The organism is Acinetobacter sp. RG5, from assembly GCF_031844265.1.
Classification (GTDB): Bacteria; Pseudomonadota; Gammaproteobacteria; order Pseudomonadales; family Moraxellaceae; genus Acinetobacter.
Map to the genome: position 1 here is coordinate 158080 of NZ_JAUZUV010000003.1, position 16495 is coordinate 174574.

At 43.5% G+C, this 16495-nt stretch carries 17 protein-coding genes; 10 read left to right on the forward strand and 7 right to left on the reverse strand.

The window, feature by feature from the left end; all coding sequences use genetic code 11:
* The first annotated feature begins 96 nt into the window (after positions 1 to 96).
* The 4 genes from rpsP (at position 97) to rplS (ending at position 2254) form a co-directional block, all read left to right on the forward strand.
* The gene (gene rpsP / locus Q9R21_RS04825; protein WP_004281198.1) at positions 97 to 354 is read left to right on the forward strand and encodes a 30S ribosomal protein S16; all 258 of its coding nucleotides are present in this window, start codon (positions 97 to 99) and stop codon (positions 352 to 354) included.
* A 30-nt stretch (positions 355 to 384) separates the two neighbouring features.
* Positions 385 to 933: a ribosome maturation factor RimM gene (rimM, locus tag Q9R21_RS04830; RefSeq protein ID WP_004281200.1), complete on the forward strand. Its 549-nt coding sequence runs from the start codon at positions 385 to 387 to the stop codon at positions 931 to 933.
* Positions 934 to 959: 26 nt separating this feature from the next.
* On the forward strand, positions 960 to 1694 hold the full coding sequence (gene trmD, locus Q9R21_RS04835; RefSeq protein WP_004281202.1) for a tRNA (guanosine(37)-N1)-methyltransferase TrmD: 735 nt from the start codon (positions 960 to 962) through the stop codon (positions 1692 to 1694).
* Between the two features lie 185 nt (positions 1695 to 1879).
* Positions 1880 to 2254 (forward strand): 50S ribosomal protein L19, encoded by a 375-nt coding sequence (gene rplS, locus Q9R21_RS04840; RefSeq protein ID WP_004281205.1) that lies wholly within the window; start codon positions 1880 to 1882, stop codon positions 2252 to 2254.
* Positions 2255 to 2777: 523 nt separating this feature from the next.
* On the opposite strand, the gene Q9R21_RS04845 is transcribed toward rplS, so the two are convergent.
* The 3 genes from Q9R21_RS04845 to Q9R21_RS04855 form a co-directional block, all read right to left on the reverse strand.
* Positions 2778 to 3761, reverse strand: a complete 984-nt coding sequence (locus Q9R21_RS04845) for a triacylglycerol lipase (protein ID WP_311203833.1) — start codon at positions 3759 to 3761, stop codon at positions 2778 to 2780.
* An 85-nt stretch (positions 3762 to 3846) separates the two neighbouring features.
* Positions 3847 to 4857 (reverse strand): triacylglycerol lipase, encoded by a 1011-nt coding sequence (locus tag Q9R21_RS04850; protein ID WP_243474145.1) that lies wholly within the window; start codon positions 4855 to 4857, stop codon positions 3847 to 3849.
* Between the two features lie 389 nt (positions 4858 to 5246).
* Positions 5247 to 6275: a lipase secretion chaperone gene (locus tag Q9R21_RS04855; RefSeq protein ID WP_311203834.1), complete on the reverse strand. Its 1029-nt coding sequence runs from the start codon at positions 6273 to 6275 to the stop codon at positions 5247 to 5249.
* Positions 6276 to 6456: 181 nt separating this feature from the next.
* Here Q9R21_RS04855 and truB point away from each other — a divergent pair, with 181 nt between their 5' ends.
* From truB to Q9R21_RS04870, 3 genes are all read left to right on the forward strand, one after another.
* Positions 6457 to 7362 carry a tRNA pseudouridine(55) synthase TruB gene (truB, locus tag Q9R21_RS04860; protein ID WP_311203835.1) on the forward strand — a complete coding sequence of 302 codons (906 nt, stop codon included), beginning with the start codon at positions 6457 to 6459 and terminating at the stop codon, positions 7360 to 7362.
* A 12-nt stretch (positions 7363 to 7374) separates the two neighbouring features.
* On the forward strand, positions 7375 to 8139 hold the full coding sequence (locus tag Q9R21_RS04865; protein WP_311203836.1) for a TSUP family transporter: 765 nt from the start codon (positions 7375 to 7377) through the stop codon (positions 8137 to 8139).
* A gap of 134 nt (positions 8140 to 8273) precedes the next feature.
* Positions 8274 to 8735 (forward strand): hemerythrin domain-containing protein, encoded by a 462-nt coding sequence (locus Q9R21_RS04870; protein ID WP_311203837.1) that lies wholly within the window; start codon positions 8274 to 8276, stop codon positions 8733 to 8735.
* A 156-nt stretch (positions 8736 to 8891) separates the two neighbouring features.
* Here Q9R21_RS04870 and Q9R21_RS04875 read toward each other — a convergent pair whose 3' ends face one another.
* From Q9R21_RS04875 to serA, 3 genes are all read right to left on the reverse strand, one after another.
* Positions 8892 to 9770, reverse strand: coding sequence for an EamA family transporter (locus tag Q9R21_RS04875; RefSeq protein WP_311203838.1), 879 nt, complete (start codon positions 9768 to 9770; stop codon positions 8892 to 8894).
* A gap of 239 nt (positions 9771 to 10009) precedes the next feature.
* Complete coding sequence (locus Q9R21_RS04880; RefSeq protein WP_311203839.1) at positions 10010 to 10891, reverse strand: EamA family transporter; 882 nt, start codon at positions 10889 to 10891, stop codon at positions 10010 to 10012.
* Between the two features lie 124 nt (positions 10892 to 11015).
* Positions 11016 to 12248 carry a phosphoglycerate dehydrogenase gene (serA, locus tag Q9R21_RS04885; RefSeq protein WP_005108551.1) on the reverse strand — a complete coding sequence of 411 codons (1233 nt, stop codon included), beginning with the start codon at positions 12246 to 12248 and terminating at the stop codon, positions 11016 to 11018.
* A 355-nt stretch (positions 12249 to 12603) separates the two neighbouring features.
* Here serA and Q9R21_RS04890 point away from each other — a divergent pair, with 355 nt between their 5' ends.
* The 3 genes from Q9R21_RS04890 (at position 12604) to Q9R21_RS04900 (ending at position 15954) form a co-directional block, all read left to right on the forward strand.
* Positions 12604 to 14013: an FAD-binding oxidoreductase gene (locus Q9R21_RS04890; RefSeq protein WP_311203840.1), complete on the forward strand. Its 1410-nt coding sequence runs from the start codon at positions 12604 to 12606 to the stop codon at positions 14011 to 14013.
* Between the two features lie 141 nt (positions 14014 to 14154).
* Entirely contained in the window at positions 14155 to 14532 is a 378-nt protein-coding gene (locus Q9R21_RS04895; RefSeq protein WP_004281576.1) for a hypothetical protein, read from the forward strand.
* Positions 14533 to 14724: 192 nt separating this feature from the next.
* Complete coding sequence (locus Q9R21_RS04900) at positions 14725 to 15954, forward strand: MFS transporter (protein WP_311203841.1); 1230 nt, start codon at positions 14725 to 14727, stop codon at positions 15952 to 15954.
* A gap of 177 nt (positions 15955 to 16131) precedes the next feature.
* Here the strand turns inward: Q9R21_RS04900 and Q9R21_RS04905 are convergent, their stop codons facing one another.
* Positions 16132 to 16428, reverse strand: a complete 297-nt coding sequence (locus Q9R21_RS04905; protein WP_004645001.1) for a DUF3817 domain-containing protein — start codon at positions 16426 to 16428, stop codon at positions 16132 to 16134.
* Positions 16429 to 16495: the final 67 nt, after the last annotated feature.

Below are 16495 nucleotides of genomic sequence, written 5' to 3' on the forward strand. Positions count from 1 at the left end.
GCAAAGTTCAAGTAAAATACTGCCCTCTATGAAAGGGGTTTGAAATGTATCGGTGGTCGGTACAGGGATAATCCGTAAAAACTATAAGGTTCTATCATGGTTGTTATTCGTCTTGCACGCGGTGGTGCTAAAAAACGTCCGTTCTATCAAATCATTGTGACTGATAGCCGTAATGCACGTGACGGTCGTTTCATCGAACGTATCGGTTTCTTCAACCCTACAGCTCAAGGTAAAGCAGAAAAACTTCGTTTAGATGCTGACCGTTTTGCTCACTGGGTTTCTCAAGGTGCTCAACCTTCTGATCGTGTTGCTTCTTTAGCTGCTCAAGCTAAAAAAGCTGCAGTTGCTGCATAATTTTTATATAAATTAGGTAGTAGCTTGCCCATGACACCAACACAGAATGTTCCCGAAGATCGTATTCAGATTGGACAGTTGCGTTCAGCATATGGATTAAATGGGTGGCTCTGGGTCTATTCCAATACAGAACCTATGAGCAACATATTTGACTATCTGCCTTGGTACATTGAGACCAAAGCAGGTTGGCAAATTGTCGATGTAAAACGTTGGAAACCACATGGTAAAGGCCTGGTAGTTTCGCTTAAAGGTGTGAGTGATCGCACTGGTGCAGACGAACTGGTTGGCTCCAATGTCTGGATCTCTAAATCGCAACTGCCTCAAGCAGGCGTAGATGAGTACTATTGGTCTGATTTAAAAGGTCTAACTGTGTTAGGTCTGGATGATGAAGAACAAGAAGTCAATCTCGGTCAAATTTTTGAGCTGTTTGAAACAGGTGCTAACGATGTGATGGTGGTTCGCGCAACTGCCGACAGCATTGATGGCGAAGAGCGAATGATCCCATGGCATAAAGATGTGGTGCAACGCGTTGATCTTGAAGCTGGTCGTATCTACGTCAATTGGGGCGTAGACTACTAATATTTTCGGAAATACGGGAGTCTGCGATGTTTTTTGCAGTCATTACGCTTTTTCCTGAAATGTTTGAAGCGATTACAGCCTATGGGATTAGCGGGCGCGCAGCAAAACGTGAGTTGATGCAAATTCATTGCATCAATCCTCGCGATTATGCGACGGGCAACTATAAACGGGTGGATGAACGTCCATTCGGTGGTGGTCCGGGTATGGTGATGATGGCTGAGCCTCTGGCAAAAGCAATCCAGCATGCCAAAGAGCTTGCAAGGCAAGCGGGTGCAGTTCAGGTTCCTGTGGTGTATATGTCACCCCAAGGAAAGACCTTAAACGAAACTGCGGTACAGGATTTTGTCAAATATGACGGAATCATTGTACTATGCGGACGTTATGAAGGCGTCGATGAACGTTTGATCCAGCAATATGTTGATCAGGAATGGTCAATTGGCGATTACGTGTTATCGGGTGGTGAACTTCCTGCGATGGTTTTATTGGACAGTATTATCCGGAGACTTCCGGGTGCGATGTCTGATGAGCAATCACACGTGCAAGACTCATTTGTGGATGGTCTTCTAGATTGCCCACAATATACCAAGCCAGATCATTTTGAAGGTTTGGATGTGCCTGAGGTGTTAAAGTCCGGGCATCATGCCAATATTGAAAAATGGCGGTTTCTGCAGCGATATCAGCGTACACTTGAACGCCGCCCAGAGTTGGTGGAAAAAGTCGAGCTGACCAAGCAGCAGAAAAAATGGCTAAAAGATTTGTAAGATATTGATGAGTAATCATTTCTATCTTCAAGCAAGTACTTAAAATTATTTAAGTATTCTTTAATAGGCTCTTTATGGTTGAGATGGTCAACTATAAAGGGAAAGATAATCGGGTGTATGCGCTTTAGCCTCTATACCCAGCGATGATCAGACCTCTTCTGACTCGCACATATTGGAGATACCCCATGAGCGGTAAGCATCCTTTAGTTCAAGTAATTGAAAACGCACAATTGAAACAAAACATCCCTGCTTTTGCACCAGGTGATACAGTTATTGTTCAAGTTAAAGTAAAAGAAGGCGACCGTGAGCGTTTACAGGCGTTCGAAGGCGTTGTAATTGCTAAGAAAAACCGTGGTTTGAACTCTGCGTTCACAGTACGTAAAATTTCTAGCGGTGTTGGCGTTGAGCGTGTATTCCAAACTCACTCTCCAATCGTTGCTGGTATCGAAGTGAAACGTCGTGGTGACGTTCGTCGTGCTAAACTTTACTACCTACGTGAATTGTCTGGTAAAGCTGCACGTATTCGTGAAAAATTACCAGCTCGTAAAACTAAAGCTTAATTTTAAGCTTTATACGAGTGAAAAAATGCGCCTTTGGGCGCATTTTTTATGCCTAATTTTTATGTAGATTTATTCGAAATGTTCCTGCAAAGGCAAGATCATAGCATCTAAAATATCCAAGAAAATTTTATGAATAAACATCAGAAATAATACAAAATATCCCCAAGACTGGAATCCTGCATTAAAAAGTTGAATGCAAATAAAACATTGTGTGATAACCAGTAAAATACTGATCCATACATTTGCGATAATATGTCGATGACAAGAGGGGCAATAATAAGGCTCATATTTTTTAAATTGAAAAGGATTAATGACTTTTCGTTTGCAGCAGGGGCAGGTTCTTTTAAATTTGTTTTTGATTTCTATAGAACGTATCTGCATTTATTTTATTTCACACTTATTTTTTTATATTTGATGAATATTTTATATGCAGTTTGATCATGATTAACAAGTAAATTTTAAGAAAAAAATTAGCGAAAAATAAGATAGAAAAGCCTCTGGATGAATAGAGGCTTGGGTGGTTTTATAAACCTTGCAGTTTTAAACGGTTGGCATGCTGACGATAGGCAGCAACTGGATCAGGCGCAAAGGTACCTTTAATGCCAAACAACAAGTTGATTTCATCCAGATGATTCCACGGGTAATCATCACGAATCGTTTTACCAAATTTGGCACTACATACCGACACAATTCCATCATTTGCGCCAGCCTTGCTCGCAGAAAGTAGATCCAAGGCTTTCATGGCGGCATCACTGACATCTAGGAGATTAGTCACGGGTTGATTGCCGGTCATTGAATACAGTGCAATGCCTTGGTCTGTATATTTGCCTTCACCACATGGGCTCAGCGAAAGCCCGAGTTTAAAGCGCTGGTTAAATTCGGCTGTGCCTTCAATTGAGGTGCTGTGTCCTGCTGCAAGGGCGTTGTGTGGGAAAGCTTGACCGTCTAAGCCTTGTGCCCACATGATGACGTTGCCAAAACTGCTGATCAGGGTATTAAGCAATTCAGATGTACCGGTTTGATTAGCAAGTCGCATAACATCAGAGGCGACAATCGTCCCTTGGTTGGCGCCGCCCACAGTCATCACTGAGGCTACATGTTGCGGCATCACCCCGGCTGCATAACGCACGCTATGTGCACCATGACTATGACCAATTAAATTCAATTTTTTTGCGCCGGTGATTGCCATGACTTCTTTCAGTTGCTCCACATATTGTTCACCTCTGATTTCGCTGGAATTGAAAGGTGAGATGCGGGTGGCAAAGGCAGTTGAACCATTACGGGCTAAATCTGGCAAAATTTGATACCAATAGTCCATGCTTAAGGTATCAAAACCAATGCGATTAAAGCCGACCATGCCATGTGCAAATACAATCGGATATTTTGTTTTGGCATAACTCGAGAGGACAAAATTACTTTTATATTCCTGTAATGCCGAGGCTTGCACAGGACTAGTCAAGATGGAACCCAGCAGCAAAAGGTTTAAGTGATACATTATTTTTTTCATTGCAGCTTCCCGATCGCGGATAGGTCAAATAAAAAGAACCAGAAAAAAAGCCTATATTTCAGCTGAAAATACAGGCACTCTGGGGTTATAAACCTTCTAATTTGAGTCGGTTGGCATGCTGGCGGTAGAGGGCGACCGGATCTGGTGCAAACACGCCTTTCAGACCAAACATCATATTGGCCAGGTCCGTATGATTGAGTTTGTACTGGTCATGAATCACCTTGCCCATGAACGCACTACAACGTGAAACCATGCCATCATTGTCTTTACTGCCATAAGATAAAGGGCCGAGCTGCATCAGGATCGTATCAATATCCAGGGCATTGGTGGCTTGGGCCACACCCGTCCATGAATAATAATGAATGCCTTTACTATCTTTCTGTTTTAAATTTTTATTGCAGTTTTCTGTAGAAGCCAATACGCCATCTTTGACCACCTGCTGTGCCACTGTGGCATTAAAAGTATTTGAACCGGTCTGGCTCAGGGATTTCATGGAAGCATCAAAATCAATTTCCAGTTCAGGCTTAAACTGACCCAGTGCAATCAATGGACCAATAATATAATCACCTAAAATGTTAAAGGCGGTACGCGTCAGGCTATTGTTCTGAATATCATCTGCCACTTTGGAGCCATGGTAGGTTCCTGCAACGCCGGTAATAGAGGCGATATACTGCGGCTGGGTCGCTGCAACATACAGCACTGTTGGTCCACCATGGGAATGGCCAATCAAGTTCAGTTTTTGCTTTCCGGTAATTGCCAGAACCTCTTCAACCTGATGGATTAGTTGTTCTCCGCGATGCATCGTTGTATTTGCCGGCGATAATTGTGCAGCAAACACGGTTGAACCATTACGTGCCATATCCGGCAGAATCTGATACCAGTAATCCAGCCCGATACTATCGGTGCCAATACGTGACCAGCCTAACCAGCCATGTACCATCAGGATGGGATATTGGGTCTTGGCATAGTCAGACCGGCTCTTTTCGATGACTTGTGTTGCACTCGCTGCAGCCTGAGTCTGTGCAGAAAAACTGAATCCCAGAGTGGTCGCTAAAGCCACAGTCAGTAACTGGGCTGTCTTGCTGAAAGTATACATAGCTGTCCCTTTTTAAATTTTATCGTTATTCAAGCAATCATTGCTTTTTGTAGAGTGCTGCAAGCCACAAATCAGACGATGAAAATACAGTTTTGGCCTTCAGTGGCTGAGCAATTTTTCTTTTGAAGAAGCGGTATTTTTTCACTTCAGAGGTCTAAAACCATGTCATTTGGGGACATGCAGGACAGGAGGAATTTACATTGTAAATATTTGTTTTATTAACAGATGCATTTGAATAGAAAGTCTTTGAAATCATTAAACTTTGTCTAAGTTATTTTGTGTAAATACGAAATATTTGGAAACAACTATAAAAGATCATTCTGAGAAAAATATAAAGTTATCAAAAGGGCATTTATAAAAAAGCCATCAACAGGTGATGGCTTTTAGGCTTAGTCAGCAAAGGGCAGTTTGGCTCCCTGATCATGAACCTGTTCAAAGGTTTCTACTCGCAGCTGTTCTTGCGGTGTATTAAAATGTTTGCTGCGAAGCTGGGCAATGGCTTGCTGTTTGGCGCTATCGGACATGCCGGACTGGGTAATCTGATCCCGTTCATCTAAATAGCCAGTCACCCGGTTTTTCCAGTCGCTGCGTTGTACATCCAGTTGTTCCAGTCGTTGTGTTGCCTCAGGACCGACCAGATTTATCCGCATCTGTCGGATTTCATCACGGGAACCACCACGGGCTTTAATATCAGCGGTGAGTTTGCGCAGATCTTCCAGTTTATTCAGTTGTTCCAGATTTTCCTGCCAGTCCTGCGGGAGTTGCTGAAACAGTGCTTGGAGCTTTTGCGCTTTTTCAGTCTCCGTTAAGCTTTTGTCCGCCAGTACGCTCATCCGGTCCAGGGTATATTCATGATAGGCGTCTTCTGTGCCGAACAAGCCCTCAATTTCATACTTGGAAAAGTATTGCTGGCGCAAATTCTGGGTACTGTTATAGATGCTACGATAATAGGCAGGATCTTCCTGATTCAGCCCGGCCGGTGCAGTGAGCTGGCCCAAACCCTGACGGTACTGGATATAACGGTCCCATAAATCCAGAATTTGCGAGAGTGCAGGCTCTTTATGATTCTGGCGAATATAGTCTTTAAAATCCTGCTGGATCTGCTGCAGATTTTTTTCACCGAACTGGGTAATAAAATATTCAAAACAGTTGCGGGTCTGTTCATTCACAATCAGACGGTTGCTGGCGTCTAGCTGCATCTGACAATTAATTTCGGTATCTTGCTGGCTGGCACTGGGGAAAGCTGCATTGGCAGGGCCATTGACCAAGAGTGCGGTTTGCTCTGCCTGAGTTTCAGTTAAAGGCGTTTTTATCCCGGTATCCGCTTGGGTATTTTCTTTTGGAGACAGCCATAAGATCAGTGTGAGAATACACAGCACCAGCAACGCCAGAATGATCCATATTTTATATTTCTGCATATCCTATGCACCTATTTTCTCGTTATTTCATTATTTTTAGAGGTTTAAGCTTTTTAAAAGCGTTGAGTTGTTCAAACCGGCTCAATATGCCATAAAAATCATTAGAGACTATAGAAAAGTTGTAAATCCTCTCGCAGGGTTTTACCATGACGCCAATTTATAAAATGTCTGATTTTTTGCCATGAAAGCATCATCTCCTAAAATTCAGCGTCGTCATCTTAGTGGTGTCTTCCTGCTTAATAAGCCTTTGGGCATCAGTTCCAATGCTGCATTGCAAAAAGTCCGCTGGTTGTATCGTGCACAAAAAGCCGGCCATACTGGCGCGCTGGATCCGTTGGCATCCGGTTTATTGCCTGTGTGTTTGGGGGAGGCGACCAAGTTTTCGCATTATTTATTAGATTCGGTCAAGCGTTATCAGACGACCGTATTTTTGGGACATAGCACCACTACGGGTGATGTGGAAGGCGAGGTGCTTCTGGAAAAAGCAGTTCCTGAATTATCCGAGTCTTTGATTCAAGAAACACTGGCGCAATTTATGGGTGATATCCAGCAAGTGCCGCCGATGTATTCGGCACTGAAAAAAGAAGGCCGTCCTTTATACGAACTGGCGCGCAAAGGTATCGAGATTGAACGTGAAGCACGTCCGATTACCATTTTAGTGATTGAGCTTATGTCCTTTACGGAGAACAGTATCACGCTAGATATTACCTGCTCTAAAGGGACTTATATCCGGGTTTTGGGGGAAGATATTGCCAAAGCGCTGGGAACTTATGGCCATCTGACTTATCTGCACCGTATCAAAACCGGCCATTTTGATTTGATTCCGAGTTATACCATTGAATATCTGGAAAGCCTGAGCGAAGCAGAGCGTGATGCACTGTTGTTGCCGGCCTATGCGCCGGTTGATCATTTTCCAAAAGTGCAGATACCCGAAGGTCGTGCAGAATATTTTAGCCGCGGCATGGAAAGCAATATCGAACATGAAGCAGCTGAACAGGTGCTGGTTTTTGATGGCGAGAAATGTCTGGGACTGGCAGAAATCACCGACAAAAAACGTCTGGTACCCAAACGCGTCCTGAACCTTTAATCGAGCCAATATATGGAAATTGAGATCATCATCAGTCTGGTTGTCTTTGCATTTTTTGCAGGAGCGATTGATGCTGCCGTGGGCGGTGGTGGTCTGATCCAGATCCCGGCAATTATGGGGAGTTTACCGCATTTACAGCCTGCTACGGTCTTTGGCACCAATAAACTCGCGTCCATTTGTGGCACCGCTTCTGCGGCATTTTCCTACCTGCGTCAGGTAAAACTGCCCTGGCTGCTCTTGGGCGTAATTGCACTATGCAGTTTTGTCAGTTCTTTTATGGGTGCAGCCAGCGTTACGCTCATTCCAGTCGAGATCCTTAAGCCTTTCGTGTTGGTCATGTTGATCGTGATCGCAATCTATACCTTAATGAAAAAACAGTTTGGCCAAGTGCATACCGAACAAAAACTGAATCGGAAAATGCTGATTCTGGCCGGTTTGGGCAGTCTGGCGATAGGCTTTTATGATGGTATCTTTGGTCCGGGCACCGGCAGTTTCTTTATTTTCTTTTTTATTCGATATTTAAGCGTCGACTTCCTGCATGCATCGGCCTTATCGAAAATTGCCAATTTCACCACCAACCTGGCCGCCTTAAGCTTTTTTATTCCCAGTGGCAATGTGCTGTTTATGATCGGGACAATGATGGCGGTAGCCAATATTTGTGGTTCCTTGGTCGGGGTGCGTTTGGCATTTAAATATGGCAGTGGCTTTATCCGGATTTTATTCCTGATTCTGGTCAGTCTGCTGATTTGCCGGATGGCATACCAGATGTTTTTTTAGATCTAAACCCGATGTAAATCATTCTCGATATTAAAATTTCTTAACAAATCACTGTATAAACTGCGTCTGAACCTGTTCTGAAAATCTTCTAGAATCAATGATATGAAAAATAAAACAATCGGAGAAATATCGGAATGACGACTATTTTTGAAGCATTAAGAGAGAGTCATGAGATTCAGCGTGATCTTGCAGAAAAACTATTACAGACTTCCGGGGATACACCAGAACGCCGCGAGCTGTTCAAGCAACTGAAAAATGAATTGTTTGCCCATGAAGCTGCGGAAGACCGTTATTTTTATATTCCCTTGATGATGACCGATTCGGGCCTGAATATTACCCGCCATGCCTTGGCCGAACATCATGAAATGGACGAAATGATCGAGGAACTGACCGCAACTGAATTGAGTAATCCGGGCTGGATTGCCATGGCCAAAAAACTTTCCGAAAAGGTGCATCATCACTTAAAAGAAGAGGAACATGGTTTCTTCCAGCAGGCCGGTAAAATTCTGGATGAAAAGCAGAAGACCGCTTTAGCAGTGCAGTACAAGAATGAATACCAGCGTTATAAAGACATGAAAAAAGATATGCTGGTATAAACTAAGTTTTAAATTCAAATTGAATAAATAAAAAGGATGGCTGTAGTGCCATCCTTTTTATGCCAATTTATCTACCTTCTATATTTTTCTTTCAAAGCAAGTAAAATATAGAATGGATAGGATATTTAATTAGTTGTTCAAATTTCAATAAGACTTTTAAGCATTCCGCTCTGCCGATCCTTGACGTGCGGCACGTACAGTCACACCGACTGATGCTAGCATGATACAGATCAGTGCCACGGTCTGAAGAAGCGTAATTTTTTCGCCTAATAGTACAAAACCGGCCAGTGCAGCCAAAGCCGGAGACAAGCTGGACAGGGTTCCATAGCTGGTTTTATTCAAATGCTGAAGTGCCTTTAAATCCAGAGCATAAGGAATGGCTGTTGCCAGCACTGCAATGATAATTGCCTTGCCCCAATACTGGGTATCAATCAGCGCTGGTGCATTGTTATATAGTCCAATGGGTAGCAAACACAGAGCAGAAATGCTAATCGCAATAGTCAGTGCATGCATGCCGATATTTTGCTGCACTACACGTTGCCCGAAGAAAATATACAGTGCCCAGCATAAACCCGCACCTAACGCACAGGCGGCGCCGAGCAGGTCGAAATTACTGCTATTGGCCTGTCCCCATGGCACCATTAAAGCAATGCCTAAAATGGCCATCAATACCCAAATATAGTCACTACGATGTTTAATCGAAATGAGGGCTAGGCCGAGCGGACCAATAAATTCCAGACCAACTGCAATTCCCTGCGGTAATCTTCCTAGAGACAAATAGAATAAAATATTCATGACCCCTAAAGCAGCGCTATAGCAGAGCAAATATCGCCATTTCAAAAAAGGCAAACGGGGAATAATTTTCCAGGAACGAAACATCACGCCGACAATGATCGCTGCAAAACAGAGTCTTAAAATGGTCACTGTGATAGGGTCAAGGACCAGAAAAAGTTGCTTGGCGAAGGATGCACTGATCTGGTACGACATCATGGATAAAACCATGTACAACACAGCAAGGAGTTGGGCGTTTGGCATGGGAGTTACTTACACCAGAAAGGTGTAATCAGGACATGGAAGAAAGCGGGATTATAGCAAAACGGTTAATTTTTAATGAGTAGGGGTGGAAATAATTTTAAATTTAAAGTTACTTTTAAAAAGAGAAAATTTTGATCTTAGAAGAGTATTAGACTGAATTTATCGACTTTGAGTAGGCTTTTCCAGCTAATATTTTTTAAATTCAAAGTGAGTAGAATTTCTTATAACGAATTTTAAATTTAAAAGTGCTCAACTGTATTTTTTCTTCTTTGACTGGTCACCGTACAACCCACTGAAGCACTGATAATCGTGGCTAATGCCAGCCATTGTGTCCACAACAAGGTTTCACCTAGAAAGACCAGCCCCGAGAGTGCGGCAATGGCGGGTTCCAGACTCATCAAAGTGCCGAAACTGAGTGCGCTTAAATTACGCAGTGCGATCATTTCCAGAGTGAAAGGCAGGGCACTGGCCAACACAGCCAAAGCCACAAAATATAACAAACTCATCGGTTCAAAAGTATGTGCCGGCATGCCTGCCAAGAGCGCAATCGGCATCAGCACCAGCATGCCGACAAACATGCCCAAGCATACAGTATGATTGCCAGAAACGCCTGAAGGTCTTTGGCCGGCAACGATATATAAAGCCCAGCAGGCACCGGCACCCAAGGCGAATGCAATCCCGATTGGATCAAGTGGCTGGGCAGCTTGATCAAAAGGGAACAGCAGAACCAGCCCTAAAATCGCCAGTCCGACCCAGACAAAGTCAAATTTTTGCCGTGCATAAAACAGGGCGACACTTAAGGGGCCAATGAATTCAAAAGAGACAGCAATCCCCAGTGCCAGGCGATTAATCGACAGGTAAAACAAGAGGTTCATGCCGGCCAGAGCAAGGCCGTAACTGATAATGGCTGGCCACTTGATCTGTCTGAAATGGATTTGCCAAATTTTAAAAATCAGTGCCAAAATCACAGCACCTAACAGCAGACGCATGGCTGAAACGGTCAGGATGGGAAACTGACCGAACAGATATTTGGCAAAGGAGCCACTGCTTTGCATACTGATCATGGCGATCAACAGAATTAGTGGCGCTTGCACAATAGGTGCAATTTTAAAATTCAGCATGACTAAATAGGTTTCGATTGCTCGAATAGCGGAAGAGCAGCATAAGCTGAAAAAGGTTTAAAAATACAAACCTTAAAAACAAAAAACCACAGCCCGAGAGCTGTGGTTTTTCTACAATATTGAATTAGAACAATACGCGTGCGCGGATTGTACCTTCAACATTCGAAAGCATATCGAGTGCTTCATGAGATGCAGCAGCATCGACATCCATCACCAGGTAACCGACATCGCCTTTAGTCATCAGTGACTGGCCAGAGATGTTGATGCCTTGTTCAGCAAACAGGTTGTTGATTTTAGACAACACGCCCGGAATATTTTGGTGGATGTGCAGTAAACGGTGTTTGCCTTCAGTCAACGGCAATGCGATTTCTGGGAAGTTCACCGCAGAAAGCGTCATACCCTTGTCAGAATAAGCCACGAATTTCTCAGCTACTTCCAGACCGATGTTCGCTTGCGCTTCCATCGTAGAACCGCCTACGTGTGGAGTCAGAATTACGTTTGGCAGGTTACGCAGTGGAGAAACAAATTCTTCACCGTTTGCTTTAGGCTCTTTCGGGAATACATCTACCGCAGCACCAGCAATGTGACCAGATTTGATCGCATCTGCCAGGTCTTCGATCACGACACAGGTACCACGTGCCGCGTTGATGAAGATTGAACCTTCTTTCATTTGCGCGAACTGATCTTTGGTCATGAAGTTACGTGTAGACGGAACATCAGGAACGTGTAGAGAAACCACATCGGCATTTGCCAAAAGTTCGCCCAAGCTACCGACTTGACGTGCATTACCTAAAGGCAATTTAGTCACTGTATCGAAATAGATCACTTTCATACCCATGCTTTCAGCAAGTACAGAAAGTTGTGAACCAATTGAACCGTAACCTACGATACCTAAAGTTTTACCACGTGTTTCGAACGAACCAACTGCAGATTTGTTCCAGCCGCCTGTGTGTGTATCTGCTGATTTTTCAGGTACACGGCGAAGGAGAAGAATTGCTTCAGCAAGTACAAGTTCAGCGACTGAACGCGTATTTGAGTAAGGTGCGTTAAAGACTGGAATACCGCGACGCATTGCAGCGTCCAGGTTCACCTGGTTGGTACCAATACAGAAACAACCGACAGCAATCAGTTTGTTCGCAGCTTCAAAGACTTCTTCAGTCAATTGAGTACGGGAACGAATACCGATGAAGTGAGCATCTTTAATCGCTTCTTTCAACGCTTCACCCTCAAGCGCAGTCTTACGATAATCGATGTTGGTATATCCAGCAGCATTTAGAGTGTCGATTGCATTCTGGTGAACGCCTTCTAACAACAAGAAACGGATTTTATCTTTAGGTAGAGATAGATGTTGGCTCATTACGGCTCCGCTACAAAGGCCAAATTTAGTCGCGGTATAATAGCACAGGAAAAGCGCACTTATACATTTCCTTAATGACGCTCACATCAGCTATTCTGGCAAGATATATTGATAATAATGATCATGGTGTTTGATTTAAATCTGCATTTTCAAAGGTATATTATCAAAATTGTCATTTTTCGCGGGAAACACCAAAAAATAGCTTATAATATTGCGCCATGGTTATTAAAGCAGCGTGATCCGGTGCTTTAATAACCATGTTTCGCCTGATTTGTATTCATGTTTTTATGCATAAAAAATGTGCAAATGAACCAGCGAAGTCTCTCTTGTTTAAATCATGCTAGGTCTGCAAACGATGAATGCTCCAGTCGCTTTAACCCCTGAGTTATTGACCCAATTGACTGCAATTGTGGGTGAAAACCGTATTAAAACCGATACGGACAGTCTCCAGAATTGGGGTCGCGATCATACGAAGCACTTTGATCCAAACCCGTCAGTCGTCGTTTTTCCGTCGTCAACTGAGCAAGTTCAAGACATCGTAAAACTGGCGAACCAATTTAATGTTGCAGTGACTCCATCGGGTGGTCGTACCGGTCTTTCTGCAGGTGCAGTCGCAGCCAATGGCGAGATCGTGGTCAGCATGGACAAGATGAACCAGATTCTGGAGTTTTTCCCGGCAGATCGTATGGTGCGCGTACAGGCAGGTGTGGTGACTGAACAGTTACAGAACTATGCTGAAGAGCAGGGCATGTATTACCCAGTTGACTTTGCTTCGGCAGGTTCATCGCAAATTGGCGGTAACATCGGCACCAATGCTGGCGGCATCAAAGTGATTAAATACGGCATGACCCGTAACTGGGTACTTGGCCTGACCGTTGTGACGGGTAAGGGCGATGTATTGCGTCTGAACAAAGGTATGATCAAGAATGCAACCGGTTATGCGCTACAACATTTATTTATTGGTGGTGAAGGTACGCTGGGTCTGGTGACGGAAGCGGAAATCAAGCTTGAACGTCAACCGCAAGACCTGCAAGTGATGGTACTGGGTGTACCTGACTTTGATGCGATCATGCCGTTATTGCATGCCTTCCAGGCGAAAATTGACCTGACTGCATTTGAGTTCTTTGGTGAACTGGCGATGCAGAAAGTCTTGGCCCATGGTCACGTGCAACGTCCATTTGAAACTGAATGCCCATTCTATGTATTGCTTGAGTTTGAAGCGCCGTTTGAGCCGATTATGGACAAGGCGATGGAAATCTTCGAGCATTGCATGGAACAAGGTTGGGTGCTGGACGGCGTAATGAGCCAAAGCCTTGATCAAGTAGAAAGTTTATGGCGTTTACGTGAAGATATTTCTGAATCTATCGCGCCGTTTATTCCATATAAAAATGACATCTCAGTTCTGATCACGCACGTTCCTGCATTCATTAAAGAAATTGATGCGATTGTTTCAACGAATTACCCAGACTTTGAAATCTGCTGGTTCGGTCATATCGGTGACGGTAACCTGCATTTGAATATCCTGAAACCTGAAAACTTAAGCAAAGACGAATTCTTTGCCAAATGTCAGGTAGTGAATAAGTATGTCTTTGATACCGTGAAAAAATATGACGGTTCAATTTCTGCGGAACATGGTGTGGGCATGACCAAGAAGCCATATCTTGAATATTCGCGTTCTGCGGAAGAAATCGAATATATGAAAGCTCTGAAAAAAGTGTTTGATCCAAATGGCATCATGAATCCGGGTAAACTTTTCGATCTTTAATCGGTCGGAATTGAAAAAAGCGCATCGAAAGGTGCGCTTTTTTATTGCTGTGTAAAGACAGTTACAGAGTCTAAATGGTTTTGTACTAAGAAGCTCGGCATGATAGGTTGGAATAAGAATGATGATAAAGGGTTAAATAATATGTTCCGGATATTGGCAGTCGCAACTCTCGCTTTTGGTATATTGGGTTCAGGCTGTGCAACTGCTCAACAGGTCATTGCAAAGGTACAGTCATCTTCGGATACGCCTTTGGAACAGGTTTTACAATTAAGACCGGACTTGCGTAAGGAACTGGCAACAGTTGAGTTGCGCCAGTTCTTTGACAAGGTAGAGTCGCCCACGATTGGACAGGTCAAAGTCACTGAAACTGGGTTAATGGATGATTCGGTACGTTCAGTACAGACCATTTATTATTTTAAACGGGAAGATAACAGCTGGATGCTGGAAAATACCGAGAAGTTGTATCGTTGTGCACGAGGTTCAAATACCAAGACTTTCCAGAAAGCAGTCTGTCCATAATAGTGTTTGATCTTTAGACAGATTTTGGTTAAAAGCGTATCTAGAGGATGCGCTTTTTTATTTGGAAGATTATCTCTACGATCAGTTATATTTATTCAGAGCGTTTGAATATCTCATCTGCTAAAATTATTTCTTTCTATTTTAGACAAAGTTCAGTCTGTTAAAACGGGCAGACTGACAATAAAAACTCCCATGCAAAATATCCACACCCAAAAACTGACCCGTGCCACACTTATGTTCCCGCTGGCACTGGTCCTGTTTGAATTCTCAGTCTATATATGTAATGACCTGATTCAACCGGCCATGCTGGCGATTACCCGTGATTTTGGTGTGAGTAGTTCGTGGGCGCCATCCTCCATGTCCTTTTTCCTGCTGGGCGGGGCATTTGTCGCAGCGATTCTGGGACCTTTATCCGATCGTCTTGGACGTAAAACGGTACTGCTCGGCGGTGTGGCATTTTTTACGGTTAGCTGTCTAGCTATTTTGTTGACACCTAATATTGAAAGTTTCTTATTTCTGCGCTTTTTACAGGGCTTTGGCCTGTCCTTTATTACCGCTGTAGGTTATGCCGCCATTCAGGAAAGCTTTGAAGAACGTGATGCCATCAAAGTCATGGCACTGATGGCCAATGTGTCTTTGCTGGCACCCTTGCTAGGACCAGTGCTGGGTGCCTTTATGATTGATCATATCTCCTGGCATTGGGGCTTTATCGGGATTGCATTTCTTTCATTTCTGAGCTGGTTCGGCCTAAAAGCCAAAATGCCAAATCTGAAAGTCAGTATTCCCAGACAGCCGGTCAGCTATATTCTGGATGACTTTAAACAGGTTGTAAAAAATAAGCGCTTTGTGATTATGACTGTAGCCTTGCCTTTGGTGAGTCTGCCTTTGATGTTATGGATTGCATTGTCACCAGTGATTCTGGTCGAGCAATTTGGATTCAGTAGTGTGCAATATGGTCTGGCGCAGTTTCCGGTCTTGGGTGGCCTGATTGCAGGTAATCTGATTTTGCTGAAAATTATCGATAAAATGCCGCTGGGTAAAACCGTATTATTGGGTCTGCCACTGATGCTGTTGGGTGCCGGTTTATTGATGTTGGGCTTATTGATTCCAGAGTATTTTGTTCATTGTCTGATTATCGGCACCACCTGTATCAGTCTCGGTGAGGGTGTAAGTTTTTCGGTACTGTACCGTTTTGCACTGATGTCTTCAGAAGTGTCCAAAGGTACGGTGGCTGCGACGGTTTCTATTATCCTGATGCTCAGCTTTTTTGTGGTAATTGAAGCAGTAAGAATGGCATATGAAGCTTATGATATCTGGGCCTATTGTGTTGCCTCTTTGATTCTGATTGCACTCTGGTTTACTTTGCCACGCATGCAACTCAAACAGTTAATGCTGGAAAGACAAGAGCGTGGGGAGTTTTGATTCCTTATTAAGGGAAATTATAAATTATTGAAATCATATGTTCAGTATTGAATTTCCCTCTCCTTTTAGGAGAGGGCTAGGGTGAGGTTAAGTATTTAATAAGTTCCCTCTCTAACTCTCTCCCAAAGGGAGAGAGAATTTTCTTTTGACTGATCTAATTATATTAGGATTCTACAATTAAGCTTCAGCGGGCTGTTCCAGCTTCTTCAGTTTCATATCAAACAGGAATGGACCGAAAGGCAGAATCGAAGCGATTAAACCCATCACAAACATGCTGAGAGACCATTTCTGTTTTTCACATACTGCGAATAACACCACCAGAAACAGCACAAACAGTACCCCATGACCCATACCGACATATTTGACCAGAATCGGATTATCCATCATATATTTCACTGGCATCGCGATAAATAACAGCAGCAGGAATGAAATCCCTTCAAGCAAACCGACCAGACGCAAAGTTTTGATGTTCATAATACATATTGATTTAACCGAATTAGTTCTGAGTGTACCGAATATCACCTGAATATTGAATCTTAAT